Here is a 19,800-nt window from a genome sequence, read left to right as displayed (position 1 = left end):
ACAGTGGCGCTGCTTGCCCAGGCTCAGGCGTCCTTTGCGGCGGCCTGCCGGCAGCTGGGCCGTGTAGCGTGCGCGCCCTTCGCGCCCCGGGCGTTAACCATCGCCTCCGGTAAGACGCCGCGCTGCACCGCGTAAAGGCTGAACGCGAGCCTGCACCCGCACTTCAGCCAAAATGCCCACGTCCAGGTCGATGGCAGCCTCAGCCAAGTGCCTGGCAGGCTCGGGCAAGACACCTACCGAGCGTTAGGGGCTAAATCACTCCACGACCCACGCTTCCAGGCATCGGCCTTTTCACAACTCCAATTCAACAGGCTGCGTCATGATCAACATCGAGACCCCGACCTACTACACCGCCACGCGCAAATACAACCTCAGCTTCCCCACGCTGGAAAGCGACGTCGACGCCGATGTCGTGGTGATCGGAGGCGGCTTCTCGGGCATCAACACCGCACTGGAGCTGGCCGAAAACGGCATCACCAATGTCGTTGTCCTCGAAGCGCGCCACCTGGGGTTCGGTGGCACCGGCCGCAACGGCGGGCAGATCATGGCGGGCATTGGGCATGACCTGGAAAAAATCAGAAGCAGCGTCGGCGAACAAGGCGTCAGGGACGTCTTCGCCATCAGCGAGCTGGGTGCCGGCATCATCAAGGAGCGCATCGCCCGCTATGACATCGACGCCGACTTCTGTCACGGCTACGGCTACATGGGCTTCAACGCCCGTCAGGAAAAGACTCTGCGAGCCTGGGAAAAGGACTTCCAGGCCGTCAACAACCGTGACGAAATCCGTTTCCTGGGCGGCTCGGAGGTCAAGCAGATCATCGGCAGCGACGCCTACGGCAGCGCGCTGCTGCACATGGGCGGCGGGCATGTGCATTCGCTCAACCTGCTGCTCGGCGAGGCTCAGGCCCTGGTCGGCCACGGCGCCCGAATCTTCGAGAACAGCCCGGCCTTGGAGGTGACCTACGGCGAGCGCATCACGGTGCGCACCGGGCGCGGTTCGGTGCGCGCCAGCAAGCTGCTGTGGGCCTGCGACAGTTTCCTCAACAAACTGGAGCCAGAGCTGCACGCGCGCACCCTCAACACTTACGCCTTCCAGCTGGTAACCGAGCCGCTGTCCGATGAGCTGATCCAGCGCATCAGCCCGATCCGCGGGGCCTACAGTGACATCCGACCGGTGATCGACTACTACCGCGTGACCCGCGAGAACCGCCTGCTGTTCGGCGCCGCCACGTCGGTGGTCGAGCGCATTCCGCTGGACCTCAAGGCCTGGAACCGCGCACTGATGCTGAAGATATTCCCCTACCTCAAGGACGTACGGATCGATCTGGCATGGGGCGGTCCGATGGCCACCAGCGCCAATCTGTTCCCGCAGATCGGCACCTTGAGCAACCGGCCAAACGCGTTCTATGTGCAGGGCTATTCAGGCTTTGGCGTCACGCCCAGCCACATCATTTGCAAGATCCTCGCCGAAGGTATGCGCGAAGGGTCCGCGCGCTATGACCTGCTGAGCTCGGTCAAGCACTCGCGCATTCTCGGCAAAGACCGTTTGCGCCCGCTACTCCTGACCGCCGGCAAAGCCGTGCATCAGCTGTCGGGCTACTTCAACGGGCGTCGTTGAAGCCCATCATCCACTACCCAAGGAGCACCAAAATGACCCTCACTGCCGCCAGACAAGGCATTCAACTGTCCGAACTCGACCCATGGGGCTCGGTTGCCGACATGGGCTCGGAGATCCTCGAAGGCGAGGTCAAAGCCTTCGGCAAGATGACCCATGGCGCCCCGACCGATGCCGTCAGCAGCGCCTATTTCGGCACCACCAAGGGCAAGTTCCGCATGGTCTACCCATTCGATGAACAGGCCGTGATCGTCACCGGTGAAATCCAGCTGACCGACGAATCCACCGGGCAGGTGAGCCGTTTCAAGGCCGGCGATGCCTGGTTCGTGACCAAGGGCACGCCCGTGCTGTGGGAAGTGCTCAGCGAATCGTTCGTCAAGCATTACCTGGCAGTGGTCTGAGACCTGCTGCAAGATGGCGCCTGAGCCTGCGCCGCCTTGCGGTCCTCGGGCGCCTTACGGCGATCGCACCGGCCACGGCGGGCCGGCGCCGCGATGAAACGGCCTTGAGCCACTGCTGCCCCCCACCCGATAGAGCCGGCGCCACACCTTCGGGCAGCGCTTGCAGGCCAGCGTCGTCGCCAGAGGTCAATGAGCCTGGGCAGCGATCTAGTCGGGCCTCGTGCTACCGACAGGCACCGCACGGCCCATCAACAGAAAAATCACTACCGCGAGCACGCCGATCATCACCGCACAGGTGCTGAGCAGGACCGAATGGGTGGTGGAAAACGCTGCCTTGCCGGCTTCGATCAGCGCCCTGCCCTGGCCTTGCGCCAACTCCCCCGCCACCACATAACTGTCGCCAATCGACTGCGCAGCGCGTTGCGCCAGTGCCGTTGGCAGGTCTGCCGGTGGCCTCAGCAGGTGCCCGTACACCCGCGACATGAACACACCGAAGAAGGTGATGCCAAGGCCTGTGCCCAGCTCGTAGGCTGTCGCCTCCAACGACCCGGCCGCACCGCCTTTGCTGGCGTGCACCGCGCTCATGATGGCGATCGACGAGGCCGTCAGGCCGATGCTCAGCGCCAGCCCCAGCACCGCCAGCACGGCGGGTACCGCAAGGCCTGGCGCAGCGAAATCGGCAAAGGCCAGGTGGCCCAGCGCCGCAGCAGAAATGGCCAGCGACACGCTCGACACGGTGCGCAGGCCGAAGCGGTTCGACAGATACCCCGCCACCGGGCCGCCCACGGCTGCGGCGGCCATGATCGGAATCATGAACACGCCGGCCTGCAGGGGTGTTTTGTCGAGCACGTATTGCAGCTCCATCGCCAAGGTCAACTCGACCCCTGCCAGCGCTCCGATCGTCATCAACGCCATGACCAGCCCCGCCACCAGCACCGGGTGGCTGAACAGCGACAAGTCCAGCATGGGCGTGGCCGTGCGCAACTGCTGGCGCGCGAACCAGGCGAGCAACACCAGCCCAGCGCCGAGCCCCCCCAGCGCCAGGGGCAACGGCTGGGTGCCGGCCATGCCGGCCTTGAGGCCGTAGACCACGGCGATGATGCCCGCGATCAGGATCAGCGCCTGGCCGATGGCCCAGTGCCCAGGCGTGGTGGTTTCCGTGCGTGACAGCAACAGCCACGCCACCGGGATCACCAGCACCATGAGCGGCACGTTGATCAAGAACACCGAGCCCCACCAGAAGTGCTCGAGCAGCGCGCCGCCGATCAGCGGACCCACGGCAGCGCCCGCCGCGCCGACCGTGCCCCACATACCCAAGGCCAAGGCGCGTTCGCGCTCGTCTTCGAAGGTCCGGCGGATGATGCCCAGCACGCACGGCATGATCATGGCCCCGCCCAGCGCCAGGACCAGACGCGCGGCGATCAGCCAGGCGGCGGAGGTGGCGAAGGCCGCCAGCATCGAAGCCACGCCAAACACCGCGAGGCCACAGAGCAGGATGCGCCGGTTGCCGACGCGGTCGGCCAAGGTGCCCATCGGTACCAGCAGCCCGGCCATCAGCAAGGGGTAGATGTCGATGATCCACAGCACCTCGGTGCTCGAAGCGCCCAGCGCGAGGGTGAGAGAGGGTACGGCGATGTGCAGGATGGTCATGTCGATGACAATGGGCAGGAACGCCAGCATCACGGCGATCAGGATCAACCAGCGTCTGGGGTCGGGGTGCGGCATGGTGGGGGCTCTTGAGGGTCGGTTGACGCGACAGTATGCCGTGGGTAAACGACAAATGATCGCGCCTGCGCCAATGCGCCCTGGGCCACCGCCCAGCAGCCCGGGCGCAGCGCCACTGAGCCTTGCCCCAGCACCCTCGATACTTCAGCCCAGCACCTGGGCGCGGTAGTGCTTGGGCGAGCACTCGAACTGCTTCTTGAACGAGCGGCTGAAATGCGCCGAATCGGTGAAGCCCCACTTGTAGGCGATCGAGGTGATCGACTCGCTGCGGTGGAACGGGTTGGCCAGGTCTTGGGCACTGCGCGTGAGCCGTGCGCGCTGGATATACCGGCAAACACTGTCGCCCTCCTCCTCGAACAGACGGTACAGGTGGCGCACCGAGATGTTCAGCCGGCCTGCCAGGTTGGCCGGGGTCAGCCCAGGCTGGGGCAGCGACTCGTCGATGACCTGCTGCACATACCCGCGCAGGTTGGCGCTGCTCAGCACACTGGCGTTGCACGTGCCCGCACCGCTGCGCTCAAGCCCCGGGTCGAGCAAGGCAATGAAGGCACTGCGCAATGCCTCGCCCTGGGCGTCCTCTTGCCGATCCTTGCCTTCCTTGCACAGCTGATCCATCAGCACATGCAGCATGCGCCCGCAGGTGTTGGTCGCAGAAATCTTGCCGAACGGCGGGCCGTCGCCGCGGATGTGCCGGCGCACCTGCTCGCGCGGCAGCGCCAGGGACACATGTTCGATCAGGCCTCTGGGCGTGATTTCACACGGGCCTATGGAGTCCATCAGCAGCAGGTCGCCCGGAGCCAGGGTCACATGCTCACCGCCTTGCATCACGGTCGAATGCCCGGCGCGCTGGCTGACCAGAAAGCAGTGCTGGTCGTCATCCAGCGCCGGGTTCTCGCCCATGCGGCAGATCCGCCCGGCATTGGTGCGCAGGCAGGCCAGCGGCAGACCCGCGCGGGAACCGGCAGACACTTCCCCAATGAACAGCGATGGGCTGGCGGCGAGCGCTGTCTCGAAGCGGCCACACAGCTGCTGCATGGCCGAGGTCCAGCGTTGCAGCGCCTGATGATTGGAGAGAGGGTCCTGAGGATTGGAGAGATGGGTATGCATGGCGGCCCTCGACACAGGAATTGTTGTTATGTCGGCATTGATAACATGTTAACAATGTCGGTACAACAGTCATATCGTGTCGAAGAAGCAGGCAAAGGATGTGCCAGCGCGCACGTCAAAGTGCGCGCAGTGCCTCGTTGAAGCACCCCAGGCACGCGAGCAGATGCGCACGTTGCGGCGGGCTGACCTGAATGTAGCGCCGGAACGCGGGCATGCGGTTGACCACCTCGCTACCGCCCATGTGCTCAAGCACCAGTTGCCACTGCCCGTCTCGGCAGGCCAGGGTCAGCCGCTTGAAGTCCAGCGGCATCAACGCGGCCAGCAGAGCGGCGTGGCCCATCAGTCGATCACGCACCTGGGCGAAGCGCGCCTTGTCGCCACCTCGGTACACAGCGGTGACACCGGTGCGGCGCAGCGCACCGGTATGGCGCAAGTCGAGGCGCATGTCGCACGCCTGGAGGGCCGGTACGGTCATCTTGAGTTCACAGCTCACCAGGTGCATCAGCAGGTGCGCTTGCACGCATTCGCGCAGCTCGCAGTGCCAACCGCGTACCGGGTCGTGAACGACCGCGGCAGACGCCTCCAGCCCGTGGACCTGCAGGGGCCCGAGGTTGCGCAGCAGATGCCCGAGGGTGACTCCAGGCCGGTAGCCAGTCGGCGTACGAGGCGCCAGCCAGCGTTCACGCAAAGCGTTGATCATGCTGCGCGTGCTCCATGCTGCTGTGGCCCGGTTCGTTGGCGAACTCCTGCTCGAGTACATCCTCGACCCGCGCCGGCGTGAACGGGTTGACCTTCTGCACGCACAGGGTCCAGAACAGCGCGTAGCTTGCCGTACCCGCCAGCATGATGGCGAACGGCACGTAGATGTCGGCCGGGTTCATGCCAGGCGGGGTAATGAACGCCATACCGATGATGATGCCGACACTGGAGACGATCTGCGGCAGCGGGAACAACGGCGAGCGGTAGGCACGCGGCAGATCTGGGCGGCGGATCCGCAGAATGACCACCGACAGGGTCACCAGCAGGTAGGCCGTGCTCCAGGCGCACACCGCGGCCAGCACCAGGTGCAGGATGTTGTCTGGGTTGCCGCCCAGGTACCAGGCGTGCAGGCACGGAATCAGCGCCACCACCACGATGCACACCAGCGGTGTTTTGAAACGCGGGTGCAGGTAGGCGAAGACCTTGGGCAGCGCGCCGTCCACGGCCATGCCATAGAGGATGCGCGGCACCCCGGCCATCAGCGTATTGATGGTCGCCGCACCGGCAAACAGAAAGCCGATGCCCAGCCAGACCGGGCCAATATCGCCCATCACCTGTTCGGCGAAGCGCGGGATGGCCATGGGCGTGTCGAGCAGGTGCACACCGCTGGCCGCATCGATCACCACGTTCTCGACCTGGCGCTTCATCGCCGCGCCATAGATGAACATGCAACTGGCCACGCCAAACAGGCCTAGCGCCATGGCCCGTGGCAGCACCCAGTGGGAACGGCGCAGTTCGGGCGCCAGCGGCGTGACGAACTCACAGCCGACGAACATGAACATGGCCATGCCGATCAGCGAGAGGATGGTCATCAGGTCGGTGCCCACCAGCGATACCCCAAACGGCCCTTCCAGCTCCACCGCCGGCGCGGCGATCAGCCCCAGCACGCCGAAGATCATCAGCGTGGTCCACATACCGAAGGTCAGTATCACCTCGGCGCGGCTGAAGGCGCTGACGCCAAAGGCGTTGAGCACGGCAAAGCCGAGCACGAAGCACACCCCCAGCAACCACGAGCCGCCGGCAGATTCAGCCAGGGTGTTGAGGTGCTCGAAGTTGACCAGCGCCATGACCCCGGACAGGATCGTTTCGGCGGTGCCGGCGAACACGTGCACGATCAGGTACGCCGACAGCGTGCCGGTAATGGCGAAGAAGCGGCCCATGCCGCAGTTGATGTAGTCGTAGACCGAGCCTGTGGTCGGCAGGATCGACGCGGCTTCGGCGAAGGTGGTCGACTGCGCCAGCATCATCAGCGCGGCGATGACCATGGCGATGGCGAACGCACCGCCGCCGATGCCAAAGCCCATGGTCGCCGTGAGGATCACCGGGCTGGCCATGATCAGGCCGACGGTACTGGCCAGCGCGGTGGGAAAGCCGACGCGGCCTTGGTTAAGGTGCTGAGTGAGTTTCAGGTTGAGTGACATCGTTATGCCCTGGCTTGTTGTTATGGCATTGAACGCGGCAAGTGTTCCTTCACGCACGGCGGCTCGCTTGCCTGCACGGTGACTGTGCGCCGACGCCACCTGGGCGTCTTGCCCGTGGCTGCCGCAGGCCTTGTTGCTGCCTGCCATCGGCGCGTTCGCGAGCGTCGCGCGATGGCAGGGAGAATCATGCGCCTGTCACGCGCGCACAAGATCGGCAACGCCTTGCGTTTTATGCTCCAGCGCTTTATCGGCCAGTGGCCGGTGCTTACCAGCCTTGGAGTTCCCATGAGCGAGATTGCCCTTCTTCCGTCCGTCAGCGCCTTCCTGAACCGCGAGCATGGCCTGTTCATTCATGGCCAGGCCGTGGCCAGTCAGAGCAGCGCCAAGATCGCCGTGGCCAACCCGGCCAATGGCCAGACCATTGCCCACATCGCCGATGCCAATCAGGCCGATGTCGACCAGGCCGTCGCCTCGGCTCGCCAGGGCTTCGTGGCATGGTCGCGCAGCAGCCCGGCTGGCCGCGCCGCCGTGCTGTTCAAGCTGGCCGACCTGATCGAGGCCCATGGCGAGGAGCTGGCCCAGCTGGAAACCCTGCAGTCGGGCAAGTTGATCGGTATATCGCGCGCCTTCGAGGTGGGTCAGGCAGCGCATTTCCTGCGTTACTACGCCGGTTGGGCCACCAAGATCACCGGGCAGACCATCACCCCCTCGCTGCCCTCGTTCGCCGGCGAACGCTACACCGCCTACACCCTGCGCGAGCCGATCGGCGTGGTGGTGGGCATCGTGCCGTGGAACTTCGCCACCATGATCGCCATCTGGAAGCTGGCCTCGGCGCTGACCACCGGCTGCAGCATCATCATCAAACCGAGCGAGTTCACCCCGCTGACCCTGCTGCGCATCGCCGAACTGGCCGCTGAGGCGGGCTTGCCGCCCGGCGCCCTGAACGTGCTGACCGGTGCCGGCGCAGTCGGCAAGGCGCTGATCGAGCACCCCGGCACCGACAAGGTGTCGTTCACAGGCTCAGTGCCGACCGGCATTGCCGTTGGCCAAGCGGCCATGGGCGCCAAGCTGACCCGCGCCACGCTGGAACTGGGCGGCAAGAATGCCGTGGCGTTCCTGCCCGATGTGGCGATCGACAAGGCCGTTGACGGCATCATCGAGGCGGGGTTCCTGCACTCCGGCCAGATCTGCGCGGCCGGCGAGCGCTTCTATGTACACCGTTCACGCATGGAGCCCCTGCTCGAGGCCCTGTCGCAGCGCCTGGGGCAACTGAAATTCGGCTCGCCTCTGGACGAGACCACCCAGTTCGGCCCGGTCGCCAACAAACTGCACCAGCAGAAACTCGGCGAACTGTTCGCCACCGCGCGTGCCGAAGGCAGCCAGATCATTCATGGCGGGGGCTTGGGCGACGGCCCGGGCTGCTTCGTCGAGCCTACCGTGATCCTGGCCAACTCGGTCAACGACACCCTGCTCAATCAGGAAACCTTCGGCCCGGTCGCTACCTTCCTGCCCTATGACAGCGAAGAGGAGCTGCTGCACCTGATGAACGCCTCGCCCTACGGCCTGAGCGCCAGCCTGTGGACCAACGACCTGGGCAAGGCCATGCGCATGATTCCCGAGATCCAGGCCGGCACGCTGTGGGTCAACATGCACACCTTGCTGGACCCAGCCGTGCCCTTCGGTGGCATCAAGGCCTCGGGTATCGGCCGCGAGTTCGGCTCGGCGTTCATCGATGACTTCACCGAGCTCAAATCCGTGATGATCCGTTATTGAGGCGCGCCCCATGAGCCATTGGCTGCGCGAACAGCTCACGCTCAGCCTGCCCCTGGCCATGCGCGCCCTGCAGGCGGCCCTGGACGCGGCCGCGCAGCAGCAGGTCAAGGTCAGCCTGGTGATCGTCGATGCCAGCGGCCTACCCGTGCACAGCGCGCACATGGACGGCGCGCCGCGGCCTGCACAGGCCATCGCACTGCGCAAAGCCCTGACCGCGGCAGGCTTCGGCATGCCCACTGGCGACTGGGGCCAGCGCCTGGCGCAGTGCTCTGAAGCGGTGCGCACCGGCTTGCCGCTGCAACCGGACATGGCCCTGTTTGGCGGCGGTGAGCCGCTGCGCCATGCCGGCCAGGTGATTGGCGCCATGGGCGTGTCGGGGGCCAGCGAGGCCATCGACACGCTGTGTGCCAAAGCTGCCGCCGCCCAGGTTGCAGCGCTGCTGCACGAGGGCTGAGCCACCACCGTCACACCTTTCTCCATGACCACCCTGGCCAAGGCGTACAAGCGCCTTGGCAGCCAGCAACAAGACCTCGCCCTCTTCCTGACGCACTAATAGACCGTCGCAGCCAACCGCGACGGTCTCCGCCTGAGCGGGTGCCTACCGACAAGAAAACGCCTCACCGAAGGCGAACAACATGAAGGAACGTGCAATGGTCAAATCGCAAACGCTGTCGACCCTGGCCATGGCGGCCCTGCTCGCCAGCCAGACCGCGCCAGCCTATGAGCTGTATGCCGATGACGACAGCCACCTGAATGCCGACATGCTGGCCGTGTGGGGCCTGTTCAACAGCCGCAAGAACTACGACGGTACGCCAGGCGGCTCGACCTGGCGCGAGGGCTTCATCAAGTACGGCCTGAGCGGGGATCAAGGCCTGGCCGGCAACGGCAGCGCGTACGGTGCCTTGAACTGGGTCAGCTCTGGCACCTGGGGCGACGGTGACGCAGCCGGCAACACCAACGGCAGCGAACGCACCACCAAGATCGAAGACGCCTACCTGGGCTGGCGTTCGGGCGACCTGCTGCCGCTGTTTGGCAAAGATGGCGTGGACCTGTCAGCCGGCCGCCAAGTGGTGCGCCTGGGCAGCGGCTTTCTGATCAACGATGACGGGCCAAACCTGGGCAGCGGTGTGGCCGACGGCGCGCTGGACCGCGGCGGCGCCTATTACCTGGCCGCCCGCCACGCGTTCGACCGCACTGCCGTGTTGCGTCTGGGTGGCCAGGAGGGCCTGCACGGCAGCGTGCTGTGGTTGAAATCCGACAACCGCGCCCAAGCTGAAACCGAACTGGCCGCCGGCACCCTGGACTACACCCACCCCCTGGGCACTGTGGGCCTGACCTGGATTCATGGCATCGGCGTCAATGACCGCTGGGCCAGTGAAGCGCAGCAGGCGCGTGACGGGATGAACGTCTACAGCGTACGCGGCGACGGCAGCGCCGGGATCGACAACGCTCACTTCGCCTTCGAATACGCCTGGCAAGACAAACGCGGCGGGCCGGAACACGCCTGGTACCTGCAAGCGGGCTACACCTTTGCCGACCTCCCCTGGGCACCGCAATTGACCTACCGCTACACCCGCTACTCGGCCGAGTGGGACGCGCTGTTCAGTGGACTGTCCAGCGGCTACGGCACCTGGTTCCAGGGTGAGGTCGCCGCCAACTACGCAGGCCCCTTCAACAGCAATACCGGGATTCATCATGTTGGCCTGAAGGCCACGCCGCTGGACAACCTGACGGTCGGCGCCCTGTACTTCGACTTCAACACCGTGCGCACCCGCAACAGCCTCAACCTCAATGCCCGCGAACTCGACGTCTACGTCGAGTGGGCGGCCAACGAGCACCTGATCATCAGCCCGCTGGTCGGCCTGTATCAGCCGCGCAAGGACCAGAGCAACGGTGGCAATCAGGTCGGTGGCAACGGCACCAATGTCTACAGCCAAGTGACCGTGGCAGTGCCCTTCTAACAAGTGCCGTTCTGACAAAAAAAGACCGCCGGTTTCAAGCCGGCGGTCAACGACAGCACCTATGAAGTGTGCAAGCAGCCCTGGTAAGCCAACGCCACTATCGGGCTTCAGGCGCCGTTGCGCTTGCCTGAGCCTGCCACCCGATTGGCTACGCGTGCCATGAGGCATTGGCGCGAAACAGCGTTTGACCCTACCGGGAAAGACACCTACGATTGCTCAGCCTACCGTCCGGTAGGTAACACATTCTGATGAGACGATTATGCACGCCAACACCTCCTCCGCCGTGCCACGCAAGCTGGCACTTGGCCTGGGCCTGATCGGCGCCTTGGGGCCGTCGGCCGTCGACATGTACCTGTCGAGCCTGCCGGAGATCGCCAACCACTACCAAGCCAGCTTCACCCGCGTGCAACTGACCCTGACCTTCTTCCTGCTGGCCATGGGCGCCGGGCAATTGATCTTCGGCCCGGTTGTCGACGCCTACGGTCGGCGCAGACCGCTGATGGCCGGCCTGCTGTTGTTCATCCTGTGCTCGGTCGGCGCGGCCATGGCGCCGAACCTCGACGCGCTGATCGCGCTGCGTTTCTTCCAGGGCCTGGGCAGCGCGCTGACCCTGGTGGTGATCATGAGCATGGTGCGTGACGTCAGCCAGGGCGTGGCGGCGACCAAGCTGTTTGCCCTGTTGATGACCATCGAAGGGGTTGCACCCATCCTGGCACCGGCGCTGGGCGGGGTGATCGACGCGCACTTCGGCTGGCGCGCGGTCATGCTGGCGCTGGGCGGCATGGGCCTGCTGGTGCTGCTCAACAGCCTGATCAACCTGCCGGAAACCTTGCCTGCCAAACAGCGTGAACCGCTGCGCCTGGGGCGCGCGTTGTGCACTTACCGGACGATTCTCGCCGACCCGCGCTTCCTGCGCCCGACGCTGGCCGTGGCGGCAGTGTTCTTCTTCCTGTTCGCCTATATCGGCGGTGCGACCCTGGTGTACCAGCAGCACTACGGCCTGAGCGCACAGTCGTTTGGCCTGTTGTTCGGCGCCACTGGTGTGTCGGTGATGCTCGGCGCCATGCTGGCCAGCCGCCTGATCAGCCGCCTGGGGCTGAGCACGCTGAGTTGGCTTGGCGTGCTGTGCATGGCCGTCGGTGGCTTGATCACCTTCATCAGTGCGTTGGCAGGCGTGGGTTTGCCGGGTGTGGCCGGGGGCATGGCGTTTGCCCTGTTCGGGCTGGGCATTGCCGAGTCGACGCTGATGTCGCTGGTGATGTCGTCGCAGGCAAAATCCCTGGGCTCGACCGCCGCGCTGCTCGGCGCTATCCAGCTGTCGGTGTCTTCCAGTGCCTCGCCGTTGGCAGCGCTGCTGTTGCAGTACGGCCCGGTGGCATGGACCGCGCTGCTGGCCCTGAGCGCGCTGGTGGTCTGCCTGCTGACGGCGCTGAGCCTGCGGGAGGTGTCGGAGCAGTTCTCCCTGGGCGCGCATTGAAGCTCGGCCAGGGATGCCCGCCTCACGGGCTACTTGCGCGGGGATCGTGCTGTTCGCCGTGCTCTGGTGCGGTGCCGCCTGGCGTACGGTGATGGCGTCTGCAGCCCTCAGGCGCAGGCGACAACGCTGTACCTGACGGCGCAGCTGTACCGCCCCCAAAGGTGCGCAATGCCCCTGACCGATTAAACTTTCTCGCCGCAGCGCCACTCAATCGGGCACTGCCACGGCGAATCTGCCGGGCGCCTCCTCCCCTCACTGCAGGTACCTCCAATGATCGCACGCTGGCGCTGGGCCCTCGGTCAAATCACCAAGCGGCTGTGGTTTCGCGCCACGCTGTTTTCATTGATTGGCGTCATTACCGCCCTGCTCGCCATCGTGTTCCGCGATGTCGTGCCGCCGTCGCTGCCGGCGAAGATCGGTGCCGATTCGGTCGACAAGATCCTCGGCATCATTGCCTCCAGCATGCTGGCGGTGACCACCTTCTCGCTGAGCACCATGGTCTCGGCCTACAGCGCCGCCAGCAGTGGCGTGACGCCGCGCGCCACCAGCCTGGTGATGGAAGACTCGACCACGCAGAACGCGCTGGCCACCTTCATTGGCTCGTTCCTCTTCAGCCTGGTCGGCATCATTGCCCTGAGTACCGGGGCCTATGGCGCGCAGGGCCGGGTGGTGCTGTTTGCGGTCACGCTGTTGATGATCCTGCTGATCGTCTACACCCTGCTGCGCTGGATCGATCACCTGTCCAAGCTGGGCCGGGTCGGCGAGACCATCGACCGCGTCGAGGGCGCCACCCTCACAGCCCTCGAGCGTCGCGCCCGCTGGCCGTTCCTCGGCGGGGCGCCCTACCCGGCGGGCTTCACCCCGCCACTTCAAGCCACCACGATCGTCAGCAGCGACACCGGCTACGTCCAGCACATCGACGTTGGCGCGTTGGCCGTGGTGGCCAAGCACCATCAGCTGGAGATTTACCTGGAGGTGCTGCCCGGCAGCTTCGTGCACCTCGGCGCGCCACTGGCGCGGCTGCTGCGCGCTGACGGCAGCCAGGTCGTGGACGACGACCTGGAAACGCGCCTGGAAGCCCAGGTGCTCGATGCGCTCACCCTCGGCTCGCGCCGCACCTTCGACCAGGACCCGCGCTTTGGCCTGTCGGTGCTGGCCGAGATCGCCTCGCGCGCGCTGTCCCCGGCGACCAATGATTCGGGCACGGTGATCGATGTGATTGGCCGGGGCGTGCGTTGCTTTTCCAAATGGTCGACCGAGCTTCCGCAGACCGAAGACATCGATGACGACTGCCTGCGCGTGCACGTGCGCTGCATCGAGGTTCACGACCTGTTCGACGACTTCTTCACCCTGATCGCCCGCGACGGCGCAGGGTTGCTGGAGATCGACATCCGTATGGTCAAGGCGTTGGTCAGCCTGGCCGAGATCGATCCCGGGCTGTTTGCTGAGCAGTGCCGATTGCATGCGGCCCTGTTGCTCAAGCGGGCAGACAAGGCGTTGATGCTGGAGGAAGAAAAAGCGCGCCTGCACGCGGTGGCACGTCCTCTGCTGACACCCTAGGCGCGCGCGGGCCTACCCCGAGGTTTCGGTGTTCAAGCGGGCTGGTACGCAGTGAGCTTGCGAAAACCCCAGGCGCGACTCAGGACGTTGTCGCCTCGTCCAGCCACTCGCCAGGCTCGACTGGGCGGGCAGCTCCGCTTGCTCGCCCAACTGGCTGACACGGGTTGGCGATGGCCGAACAGGTGCGTGTCGGTCAGGCTGCCCGCGCGCTAGGCACCGGACAGGCACCGGCGCGCGTGCAACACCTCCCCGATCGCTGCGACCACCTGGGCCGTCGCGTCGGCCAGCGTGCCGTCGTTGCGGCAGACGGCCCACCCCTGGTGCGCCATGGCACGCTCGAACGCCTCGGTGCACGCCACATGGTCATCGAACGTCTGCAGCACGGTGCTGCGCAGGCCGCTACGCCGGGCCATCGCCCGCGCCCAGGACACCTCCGGCGCTGTCACTACGCCCATCTGTAGATCCGGCACGCGCACGCCGCGCTCACGGTTCAGGCGCAGCACCTCTTCGAACGGCACGCCACGGCGAAACGCGGCGTCCGAGGCGTACCAGCGGTCCATCAGGACCACGCTGCCGGCAGGCTGCCTGGGCAGCACGTGAGCCGAAATCCATGCCCGACTGTCGGCCAGCCGCGCGCAGATGCGCCGTTCCAGCTCCACCTGGGGATGCCGGGCGTACTCATTGACCAACGCCATGGTCTGCGCCCGGCCGGGATCATTGTTGCGTTCGCACAAGCGCACCACGGTGTGGCCGTCGCGCCGCAGCGCTTGGGTCGCGGCTTCGAGCAAGGTGGTTTTGCCGACACCCTTGGGGCCGTCGAGGGCAATGAACAGGCTTTGGGTCATAGGTCTCACAAGGCGGTGGATGCGGCCATACGCAGCAGCGTAACGTGGCAGCAGCGTAACGTGTTCGAACGACGGCCCGGTTGCCCCAGGCTGATCAGAGGCCGTCGCGCCAGTGCAGCTTCTCGCGCCTGGCCAGTGTGCCATGCACACGATCGGGGCAAATTCTACCGCCACTTACAAAAACGTGTGGATTGCGGCATATGCTTGAGCGCTGCGCAGACTGAGAATTCCCACCATGATGACCTTGCGTCAAATCCGCCACTTCATCGCCGTGGCCGAAACCGGTTCGATCTCCGCAGCCGCCCAGACCGCCTTCATTTCCCAGTCCACCCTGACCTTGGCGATCCAGCAACTGGAGCAGGAAATCGGCGTGAACCTGTTCAACCGGCACGCCAAGGGCATGACCCTGACCCATCAGGGGCATCAGTTCCTGCGCCAGGCGCATCTGATTCTTGCCACGGTCGACAACGCCAAACGCAGCCTGCAGCAGAGTACCGACACCGTTGCAGGCCAGCTGATCGTCGGTGTGACCAGCCTGGTGGCAGGCTATTACCTGGCCGATTTGCTCACCCGCTTCCAACGCGCCTATCCCAATGTGGAGATCCGCGTGATGGAGGACGAGCGCCCCTACATCGAACACTTGCTGGTCAGCGGTGAGATCGACGTCGGTGTGTTGATCCTCTCCAACCTGGAGGACCGCCACGCCCTGCAGACCGAAGTGCTCACCCATTCACCCCATCGTTTGTGGCTGCCGGCGCAGCACCCCCTGCTCGAACACGACAGCATCAGCCTGGCGGACGTCGCCCGTGAGCCGCTGATCCAACTGAACGTGGATGAAATGGGCGACAACGCGCAGCGCCTGTGGACCAGCGTCAGCCTGCAACCGCGGATCACTTTGCGCACCGCGTCCACAGAAGCGGTGCGCAGCCTGGTGGCAGCCGGCCTTGGGGTGTCGATCCAGCCCGACATGACCTACCGCCCCTGGTCCCTGGAAGGCGACATCATCGAAGCGCGGCCGCTGGCCGACCTCACCCAGACCCTGGATGTCGGCCTGGCGTGGCGCCGGGGCACCGCACGGCCTGCGTTGGTCGATCCTTTTCTGACGGTGGCGCGCGAACAGCCGCACTCGCGCAAGCCATCGATTTAATCGAATGCTGCTTTCAGTATTTAGTATTTGTTGCCCACACGCCTGCGCTCTAGTCTCTGTCTATCCATCAGAGACGGTCAGGCCTGCTCCCAGAGAACGCCATGACCACACAAGAAAAGAGATCGCGAAGAATGTCCGGTGCGCCCATCCCGCTGCTCTCTGCGTTGCTGATCGACGGTGAACGGGTCCAAGGCCTAGGGTTTGCCGAGCCGATCATCAACCCCGCCACCGGCGACGTCCTCACCCAGATTGCCGAGGCCAGCCCCGAGCAGGTCGAGGCGGCCCTTCTCGCGGCTCATCGCGCGTTTGCCGGCTGGTCGCGCACGACCCCGCAGCAACGCTCGCGCGTGCTGCTGGAGATCGCCAATGCCCTCGAGAAACAGGCCGAGCCCCTGGCCCGCCTGGAATCCTTGAACTGCGGGAAACCCTTTCATCTGGCGCTGCAGGATGACCTCAGCGCCAGCGTCGACGTGTTCCGTTTCTTTGCCGGGGCCGTGCGCTGTCAGATCGGGCAACTGAGCGGTGAATACCTGCCCGGCTACACCAGCATGGTGCGGCGCGACCCTCTCGGTGTGGTGGCCTCCATCGCCCCCTGGAACTACCCGTTGATGATGGCAGCGTGGAAGATCGCACCCGCGCTGGCGGCCGGCAATACCCTGGTGTTCAAGCCCTCGGAACATACCCCGCTGTCGATCCTGGCCCTGGCACCTGTGCTCGGAGAGATCGTGCCTCGGGGGGTGATCAACATTGTCTGTGGCGGCGGCGAGGGTGTCGGCAGCCACTTGGTCAGCCACCCGACAGTGCGGATGGTCTCGCTGACCGGGGATATCGTCACCGGGCAGAAAATTCTTCAGGCAGCGGCAAAAACCCTGAAGCGCACGCACCTGGAGCTGGGCGGCAAAGCGCCGGTCATCGTCTGCAATGACGCGGACCTGCAGGCCGTGGTCGAGGGGGTGCGCGCCTACGGTTACTACAATGCCGGCCAGGACTGTACCGCCGCCTGCCGCATCTACGCCCAAGCGGGCATCCACGACAAACTGGTCGCCGAGCTCGGCGCGGCGGTCAGCAGCTTGCGGTTTGCCCGCAAACGCGACGCCGACAACGAACTCGGCCCATTGATCAGCACACGCCAGCGCGACCGCGTGGCCAGCTTCGTCGAACGCGCCCTGGGCCAGCCCCACATCGAGCGGGTCACCGGCGCCGCCGTGCACTCAGGGGCAGGCTTCTATTACCAGCCGACCGTGCTGGCGGGCTGTCGGCAGAGCGATGAAATCGTTCAGCGCGAGGTGTTCGGCCCGGTGGTCACCGTGACCCGCTTCAATGAGCTGGAGCAGGCAGTGGACTGGGCCAATGACACCGAGTACGGCCTGGCCTCGTCGGTCTGGACCCAGAACCTGGACAAAGCCATGCAAGTCGCCGCGCGGCTGCAATATGGCTGTACGTGGATCAATAGCCATTTCGTGCTGGTCAGTGAAATGCCCCACGGCGGCTTGAAACGCTCGGGGTACGGCAAGGACCTGTCCAGCGACTCGCTGCAGGATTACAGCGTGGTGCGGCACATCATGGCCCGCCACGGTCAGCACCTTTGAAGCAACCCCATAACAACCAGAAAAACAGCACCCAGATGCACGCTTCACCGACTGCACACACTGCCCCGACCATAATTAAAGAAGAGGGAACCGCCATGTCCGCCCACAAGATCGCTCTGCTCAGTGCCCTGGCCACGGCGCTGCTGGCCAGCGCCAGCCTGCAGGCCGCCGAACCGCTCCAGGCCCTAGGCGCCGGTGAAGGCCAGCTGGATATTGTCGCCTGGCCCGGCTATATCGAGCGCGGTGAAAGTGACAAGGCCTATGACTGGGTCAGCGGCTTCGAGAAGGAAACCGGCTGCAAGGTCAATGTGAAAACCGCCGGCACCTCTGATGAAATGGTCAGCCTGATGGCCAAGGGCGGCTATGACCTGGTGACCGCCTCTGGCGACGCCTCGCTGCGCTTGATCGTCGGTAAACGCGTGCAACCGATCAATACCGCGCTGATTCCCAACTGGAAAAACATCGACCCGCGCCTCAAGGACGCGCCGTGGTACGTGGTGGGTGAGCACACCTATGGCACCCCTTACCAATGGGGCCCGAACGTGTTGATGTACAACACCCTCGTGTTCAAGACCGCCCCCACCAGCTGGGCGGTGCTGTTCAAGCCGCAGACCCTGCCCGACGGCAAAGCGAACAAAGGCCGCGTGCAGGCCTATGACGGCCCGATCTACATCGCCGACGCCGCGTTGTACCTCAAGCACGCGCAGCCGGAACTGGGCATCCAGAACCCGTACGAGCTGACGGAAACCCAGTACAAGGCGGTACTCGATCTGTTGCGTGCCCAGCAACCATTGATCCACCGCTACTGGCATGACACCACCGTGCAAATGAGCGACTTCAAGAATGAAGGCGTGGTGGCCTCAAGTGCCTGGCCGTACCAGGTCAATGGGCTGATCAACGAAAAACAGCCGATCGCCTCGACCATCCCTGAAGAAGGCGCCACCGGCTGGGCCGACACCACGATGCTGCAAAGCGACGCCAAGCACCCCAACTGTGCTTACAAATGGATGGACTGGTCGTTGCAGCCAAAAGTCCAGGGTGACGTCGCCGCCTGGTTCGGCTCGTTGCCGGCAGTGCCTGCGGCGTGCAACGCAAGCGAGCTGCTCGGCGCCGAGGGGTGCAAGGCCAACGGCTTCGATCTGTTCGAGAAGATCTCGTTCTGGAAAACCCCGCAGGCCGAGGGCGGCAAGTTCGTGCCCTACAGCCGCTGGACCCAGGATTACATCGCGATCATGGGCGGCAGGTAACGCCCTGCCCGGCCGCTAGCACACGGTGGGCGGGGCCTGCTCGCCGCCCACCGCACCCCCTTGGCAATTGATTTGAGGGTTCGGCAGCCCGCCTCGGGCCGCTGCGACGCCCTGCGCCTTGTTCGGAGCTACGCACCATGACGCTTGCAGTTCAATTCACCCACGTTTCCCGCCAGTTCGGCGAGGTGAAAGCGGTGGACCGGGTTTCCATCGATATTCAGGACGGCGAGTTCTTTTCCATGCTCGGCCCTTCCGGCTCGGGCAAGACCACCTGCCTGCGCCTGATCGCCGGCTTCGAGCAGCCAAGCGCCGGCTCGATCCGCATCCATGGCGAGGAAGCTGCGGGTTTGCCGCCCTACCAGCGCGACGTCAATACCGTGTTCCAGGATTACGCGCTGTTTCCTCACATGAACGTACGCGACAACGTGGCCTACGGGCTCAAGGTCAAGGGCGTGGGCAAGGCCGAGCGCCTGAACCGCGCCGAAGAAGCCCTGGCCATGGTGGCCCTGGGCGGCTTTGGCGAGCGCAAGCCGGTGCAGCTGTCCGGTGGTCAGCGCCAACGCGTTGCCCTGGCCCGCGCGTTGGTCAATCGGCCTCGCGTGCTACTGCTCGATGAGCCCTTGGGCGCCCTGGACCTGAAGCTGCGCGAACAGATGCAGAGCGAGTTGAAAAAGCTGCAACATCAGTTGGGCATCACCTTCATCTTCGTCACTCACGACCAGACCGAGGCACTGTCGATGTCCGACCGTGTGGCCGTGTTCAACAAGGGCCGTATCGAACAAGTCGACACCCCGCGCAACCTGTACATGAAGCCGGCCACCGAGTTCGTGGCCGAGTTCGTCGGTACCTCCAACGTGATTCGCGGCGAGCTGGCGCAGCGTCTCAGCGGCCTTGCACAGTCGTTCTCCATTCGCCCGGAACATGTGCGCTTTGCCGAAGGCCCACTGGGCAGTAGTGAGGTGCAAGTGAGCGGCCTGCTGCACGACATCCAGTACCAGGGCAGCGCCACCCGTTTCGAGGTGAAGCTGGACAACGGCCAGACCCTGAACCTCAGCCAGGCCAACACGCAGTGGCTGGATGTCAGCAGCGGCCATCAGCTCGGGCAGCACGTGACCGTGCGCTGGGCCAGAGAGGCCATGACCCCGCTGGCCGCCCCTGCGGGCGAGGTGTGAC

At 65.1% G+C, this 19,800-nt stretch carries 16 protein-coding genes; 11 read left to right on the top strand and 5 right to left on the bottom strand.

The window, feature by feature from the left end:
• The first annotated feature begins 319 nt into the window (after positions 1 to 319).
• Together SJI00_RS08760 and SJI00_RS08755 are read left to right on the top strand one after the other, a co-directional pair.
• A complete protein-coding gene (locus SJI00_RS08760) occupies positions 320 to 1,618 on the top strand; it encodes an NAD(P)/FAD-dependent oxidoreductase (protein WP_322461335.1) in 1,299 nt (432 codons plus the stop codon).
• A gap of 32 nt (positions 1,619 to 1,650) precedes the next feature.
• Positions 1,651 to 2,016 (top strand): cupin domain-containing protein, encoded by a 366-nt coding sequence (locus tag SJI00_RS08755; protein ID WP_322461334.1) that lies wholly within the window; start codon positions 1,651 to 1,653, stop codon positions 2,014 to 2,016.
• Between the two features lie 207 nt (positions 2,017 to 2,223).
• On the opposite strand, the gene SJI00_RS08750 is transcribed toward SJI00_RS08755, so the two are convergent.
• The 4 genes from SJI00_RS08750 to SJI00_RS08735 form a co-directional block, all read right to left on the bottom strand.
• Entirely contained in the window at positions 2,224 to 3,741 is a 1,518-nt protein-coding gene (locus tag SJI00_RS08750; protein ID WP_322461333.1) for an MFS transporter, read from the bottom strand.
• A 144-nt stretch (positions 3,742 to 3,885) separates the two neighbouring features.
• Positions 3,886 to 4,848: a transcriptional regulator FeaR gene (gene feaR, locus SJI00_RS08745; protein WP_322461332.1), complete on the bottom strand. Its 963-nt coding sequence runs from the start codon at positions 4,846 to 4,848 to the stop codon at positions 3,886 to 3,888.
• A gap of 115 nt (positions 4,849 to 4,963) precedes the next feature.
• Complete coding sequence (locus tag SJI00_RS08740; RefSeq protein ID WP_322461331.1) at positions 4,964 to 5,548, bottom strand: DUF3156 family protein; 585 nt, start codon at positions 5,546 to 5,548, stop codon at positions 4,964 to 4,966.
• A complete protein-coding gene (locus SJI00_RS08735; protein WP_322461330.1) occupies positions 5,529 to 7,028 on the bottom strand; it encodes an APC family permease in 1,500 nt (499 codons plus the stop codon). Before SJI00_RS08735 ends, SJI00_RS08740 begins: the two co-directional genes overlap by 20 nt.
• A gap of 285 nt (positions 7,029 to 7,313) precedes the next feature.
• Between SJI00_RS08735 and SJI00_RS08730 the strand changes: the two genes are divergently transcribed.
• From SJI00_RS08730 to SJI00_RS08710, 5 genes are all read left to right on the top strand, one after another.
• On the top strand, positions 7,314 to 8,801 hold the full coding sequence (locus SJI00_RS08730; protein WP_322461329.1) for an aldehyde dehydrogenase family protein: 1,488 nt from the start codon (positions 7,314 to 7,316) through the stop codon (positions 8,799 to 8,801).
• Between the two features lie 10 nt (positions 8,802 to 8,811).
• On the top strand, positions 8,812 to 9,255 hold the full coding sequence (locus SJI00_RS08725) for a GlcG/HbpS family heme-binding protein (protein ID WP_322461328.1): 444 nt from the start codon (positions 8,812 to 8,814) through the stop codon (positions 9,253 to 9,255).
• Between the two features lie 196 nt (positions 9,256 to 9,451).
• Entirely contained in the window at positions 9,452 to 10,762 is a 1,311-nt protein-coding gene (locus SJI00_RS08720) for an alginate export family protein (protein ID WP_416221017.1), read from the top strand.
• Between the two features lie 259 nt (positions 10,763 to 11,021).
• Positions 11,022 to 12,239, top strand: coding sequence for a multidrug effflux MFS transporter (locus SJI00_RS08715; RefSeq protein WP_322461327.1), 1,218 nt, complete (start codon positions 11,022 to 11,024; stop codon positions 12,237 to 12,239).
• Between the two features lie 270 nt (positions 12,240 to 12,509).
• On the top strand, positions 12,510 to 13,799 hold the full coding sequence (locus SJI00_RS08710) for a DUF2254 domain-containing protein (protein ID WP_322461326.1): 1,290 nt from the start codon (positions 12,510 to 12,512) through the stop codon (positions 13,797 to 13,799).
• Positions 13,800 to 14,008: 209 nt separating this feature from the next.
• On the opposite strand, the gene SJI00_RS08705 is transcribed toward SJI00_RS08710, so the two are convergent.
• Entirely contained in the window at positions 14,009 to 14,644 is a 636-nt protein-coding gene (locus SJI00_RS08705) for a dTMP kinase (RefSeq protein WP_322461325.1), read from the bottom strand.
• A 235-nt stretch (positions 14,645 to 14,879) separates the two neighbouring features.
• On the opposite strand from SJI00_RS08705, the gene SJI00_RS08700 reads away from it, so the two are divergent.
• From SJI00_RS08700 to SJI00_RS08685, 4 genes are all read left to right on the top strand, one after another.
• Complete coding sequence (locus tag SJI00_RS08700) at positions 14,880 to 15,791, top strand: LysR family transcriptional regulator (protein WP_322461324.1); 912 nt, start codon at positions 14,880 to 14,882, stop codon at positions 15,789 to 15,791.
• A 131-nt stretch (positions 15,792 to 15,922) separates the two neighbouring features.
• Positions 15,923 to 17,380, top strand: coding sequence for a gamma-aminobutyraldehyde dehydrogenase (locus tag SJI00_RS08695; RefSeq protein WP_322461323.1), 1,458 nt, complete (start codon positions 15,923 to 15,925; stop codon positions 17,378 to 17,380).
• Positions 17,381 to 17,475: 95 nt separating this feature from the next.
• A complete protein-coding gene (gene ydcS / locus SJI00_RS08690; protein WP_322461322.1) occupies positions 17,476 to 18,627 on the top strand; it encodes a putative ABC transporter substrate-binding protein YdcS in 1,152 nt (383 codons plus the stop codon).
• Positions 18,628 to 18,764: 137 nt separating this feature from the next.
• Positions 18,765 to 19,799 (top strand): ABC transporter ATP-binding protein, encoded by a 1,035-nt coding sequence (locus SJI00_RS08685; protein WP_322461321.1) that lies wholly within the window; start codon positions 18,765 to 18,767, stop codon positions 19,797 to 19,799.
• Position 19,800 lies beyond the last annotated feature (1 nt).

This window comes from Pseudomonas gebzensis, from assembly GCF_034427815.1.
Lineage (GTDB): Bacteria > Pseudomonadota > Gammaproteobacteria > Pseudomonadales > Pseudomonadaceae > Aquipseudomonas.
Note: the sequence above shows the minus strand (reverse complement) of the source record. Positions and strands in the feature narration are given on the sequence as shown.

Excerpts from the sequence above, each read along its gene's own strand:
- SJI00_RS08760 (WP_322461335.1), top strand. The coding sequence starts at position 320 with ATGATCAACATCGAGACCCCGACCTACTACACCGCCACGCGCAAATAC.
- SJI00_RS08755 (WP_322461334.1), top strand. The coding sequence starts at position 1,651 with ATGACCCTCACTGCCGCCAGACAAGGCATTCAACTGTCCGAACTCGAC.
- SJI00_RS08750 (WP_322461333.1), bottom strand. The coding sequence starts at position 3,741 with ATGCCGCACCCCGACCCCAGACGCTGGTTGATCCTGATCGCCGTGATG.
- feaR (WP_322461332.1), bottom strand. The coding sequence starts at position 4,848 with ATGCATACCCATCTCTCCAATCCTCAGGACCCTCTCTCCAATCATCAG.
- SJI00_RS08740 (WP_322461331.1), bottom strand. The coding sequence starts at position 5,548 with ATGATCAACGCTTTGCGTGAACGCTGGCTGGCGCCTCGTACGCCGACT.
- SJI00_RS08735 (WP_322461330.1), bottom strand. The coding sequence starts at position 7,028 with ATGTCACTCAACCTGAAACTCACTCAGCACCTTAACCAAGGCCGCGTC.
- SJI00_RS08730 (WP_322461329.1), top strand. The coding sequence starts at position 7,314 with ATGAGCGAGATTGCCCTTCTTCCGTCCGTCAGCGCCTTCCTGAACCGC.
- SJI00_RS08725 (WP_322461328.1), top strand. The coding sequence starts at position 8,812 with ATGAGCCATTGGCTGCGCGAACAGCTCACGCTCAGCCTGCCCCTGGCC.
- SJI00_RS08720 (WP_416221017.1), top strand. The coding sequence starts at position 9,452 with ATGGTCAAATCGCAAACGCTGTCGACCCTGGCCATGGCGGCCCTGCTC.
- SJI00_RS08715 (WP_322461327.1), top strand. The coding sequence starts at position 11,022 with ATGCACGCCAACACCTCCTCCGCCGTGCCACGCAAGCTGGCACTTGGC.
- SJI00_RS08710 (WP_322461326.1), top strand. The coding sequence starts at position 12,510 with ATGATCGCACGCTGGCGCTGGGCCCTCGGTCAAATCACCAAGCGGCTG.
- SJI00_RS08705 (WP_322461325.1), bottom strand. The coding sequence starts at position 14,644 with ATGACCCAAAGCCTGTTCATTGCCCTCGACGGCCCCAAGGGTGTCGGC.
- SJI00_RS08700 (WP_322461324.1), top strand. The coding sequence starts at position 14,880 with ATGATGACCTTGCGTCAAATCCGCCACTTCATCGCCGTGGCCGAAACC.
- SJI00_RS08695 (WP_322461323.1), top strand. The coding sequence starts at position 15,923 with ATGTCCGGTGCGCCCATCCCGCTGCTCTCTGCGTTGCTGATCGACGGT.
- ydcS (WP_322461322.1), top strand. The coding sequence starts at position 17,476 with ATGTCCGCCCACAAGATCGCTCTGCTCAGTGCCCTGGCCACGGCGCTG.
- SJI00_RS08685 (WP_322461321.1), top strand. The coding sequence starts at position 18,765 with ATGACGCTTGCAGTTCAATTCACCCACGTTTCCCGCCAGTTCGGCGAG.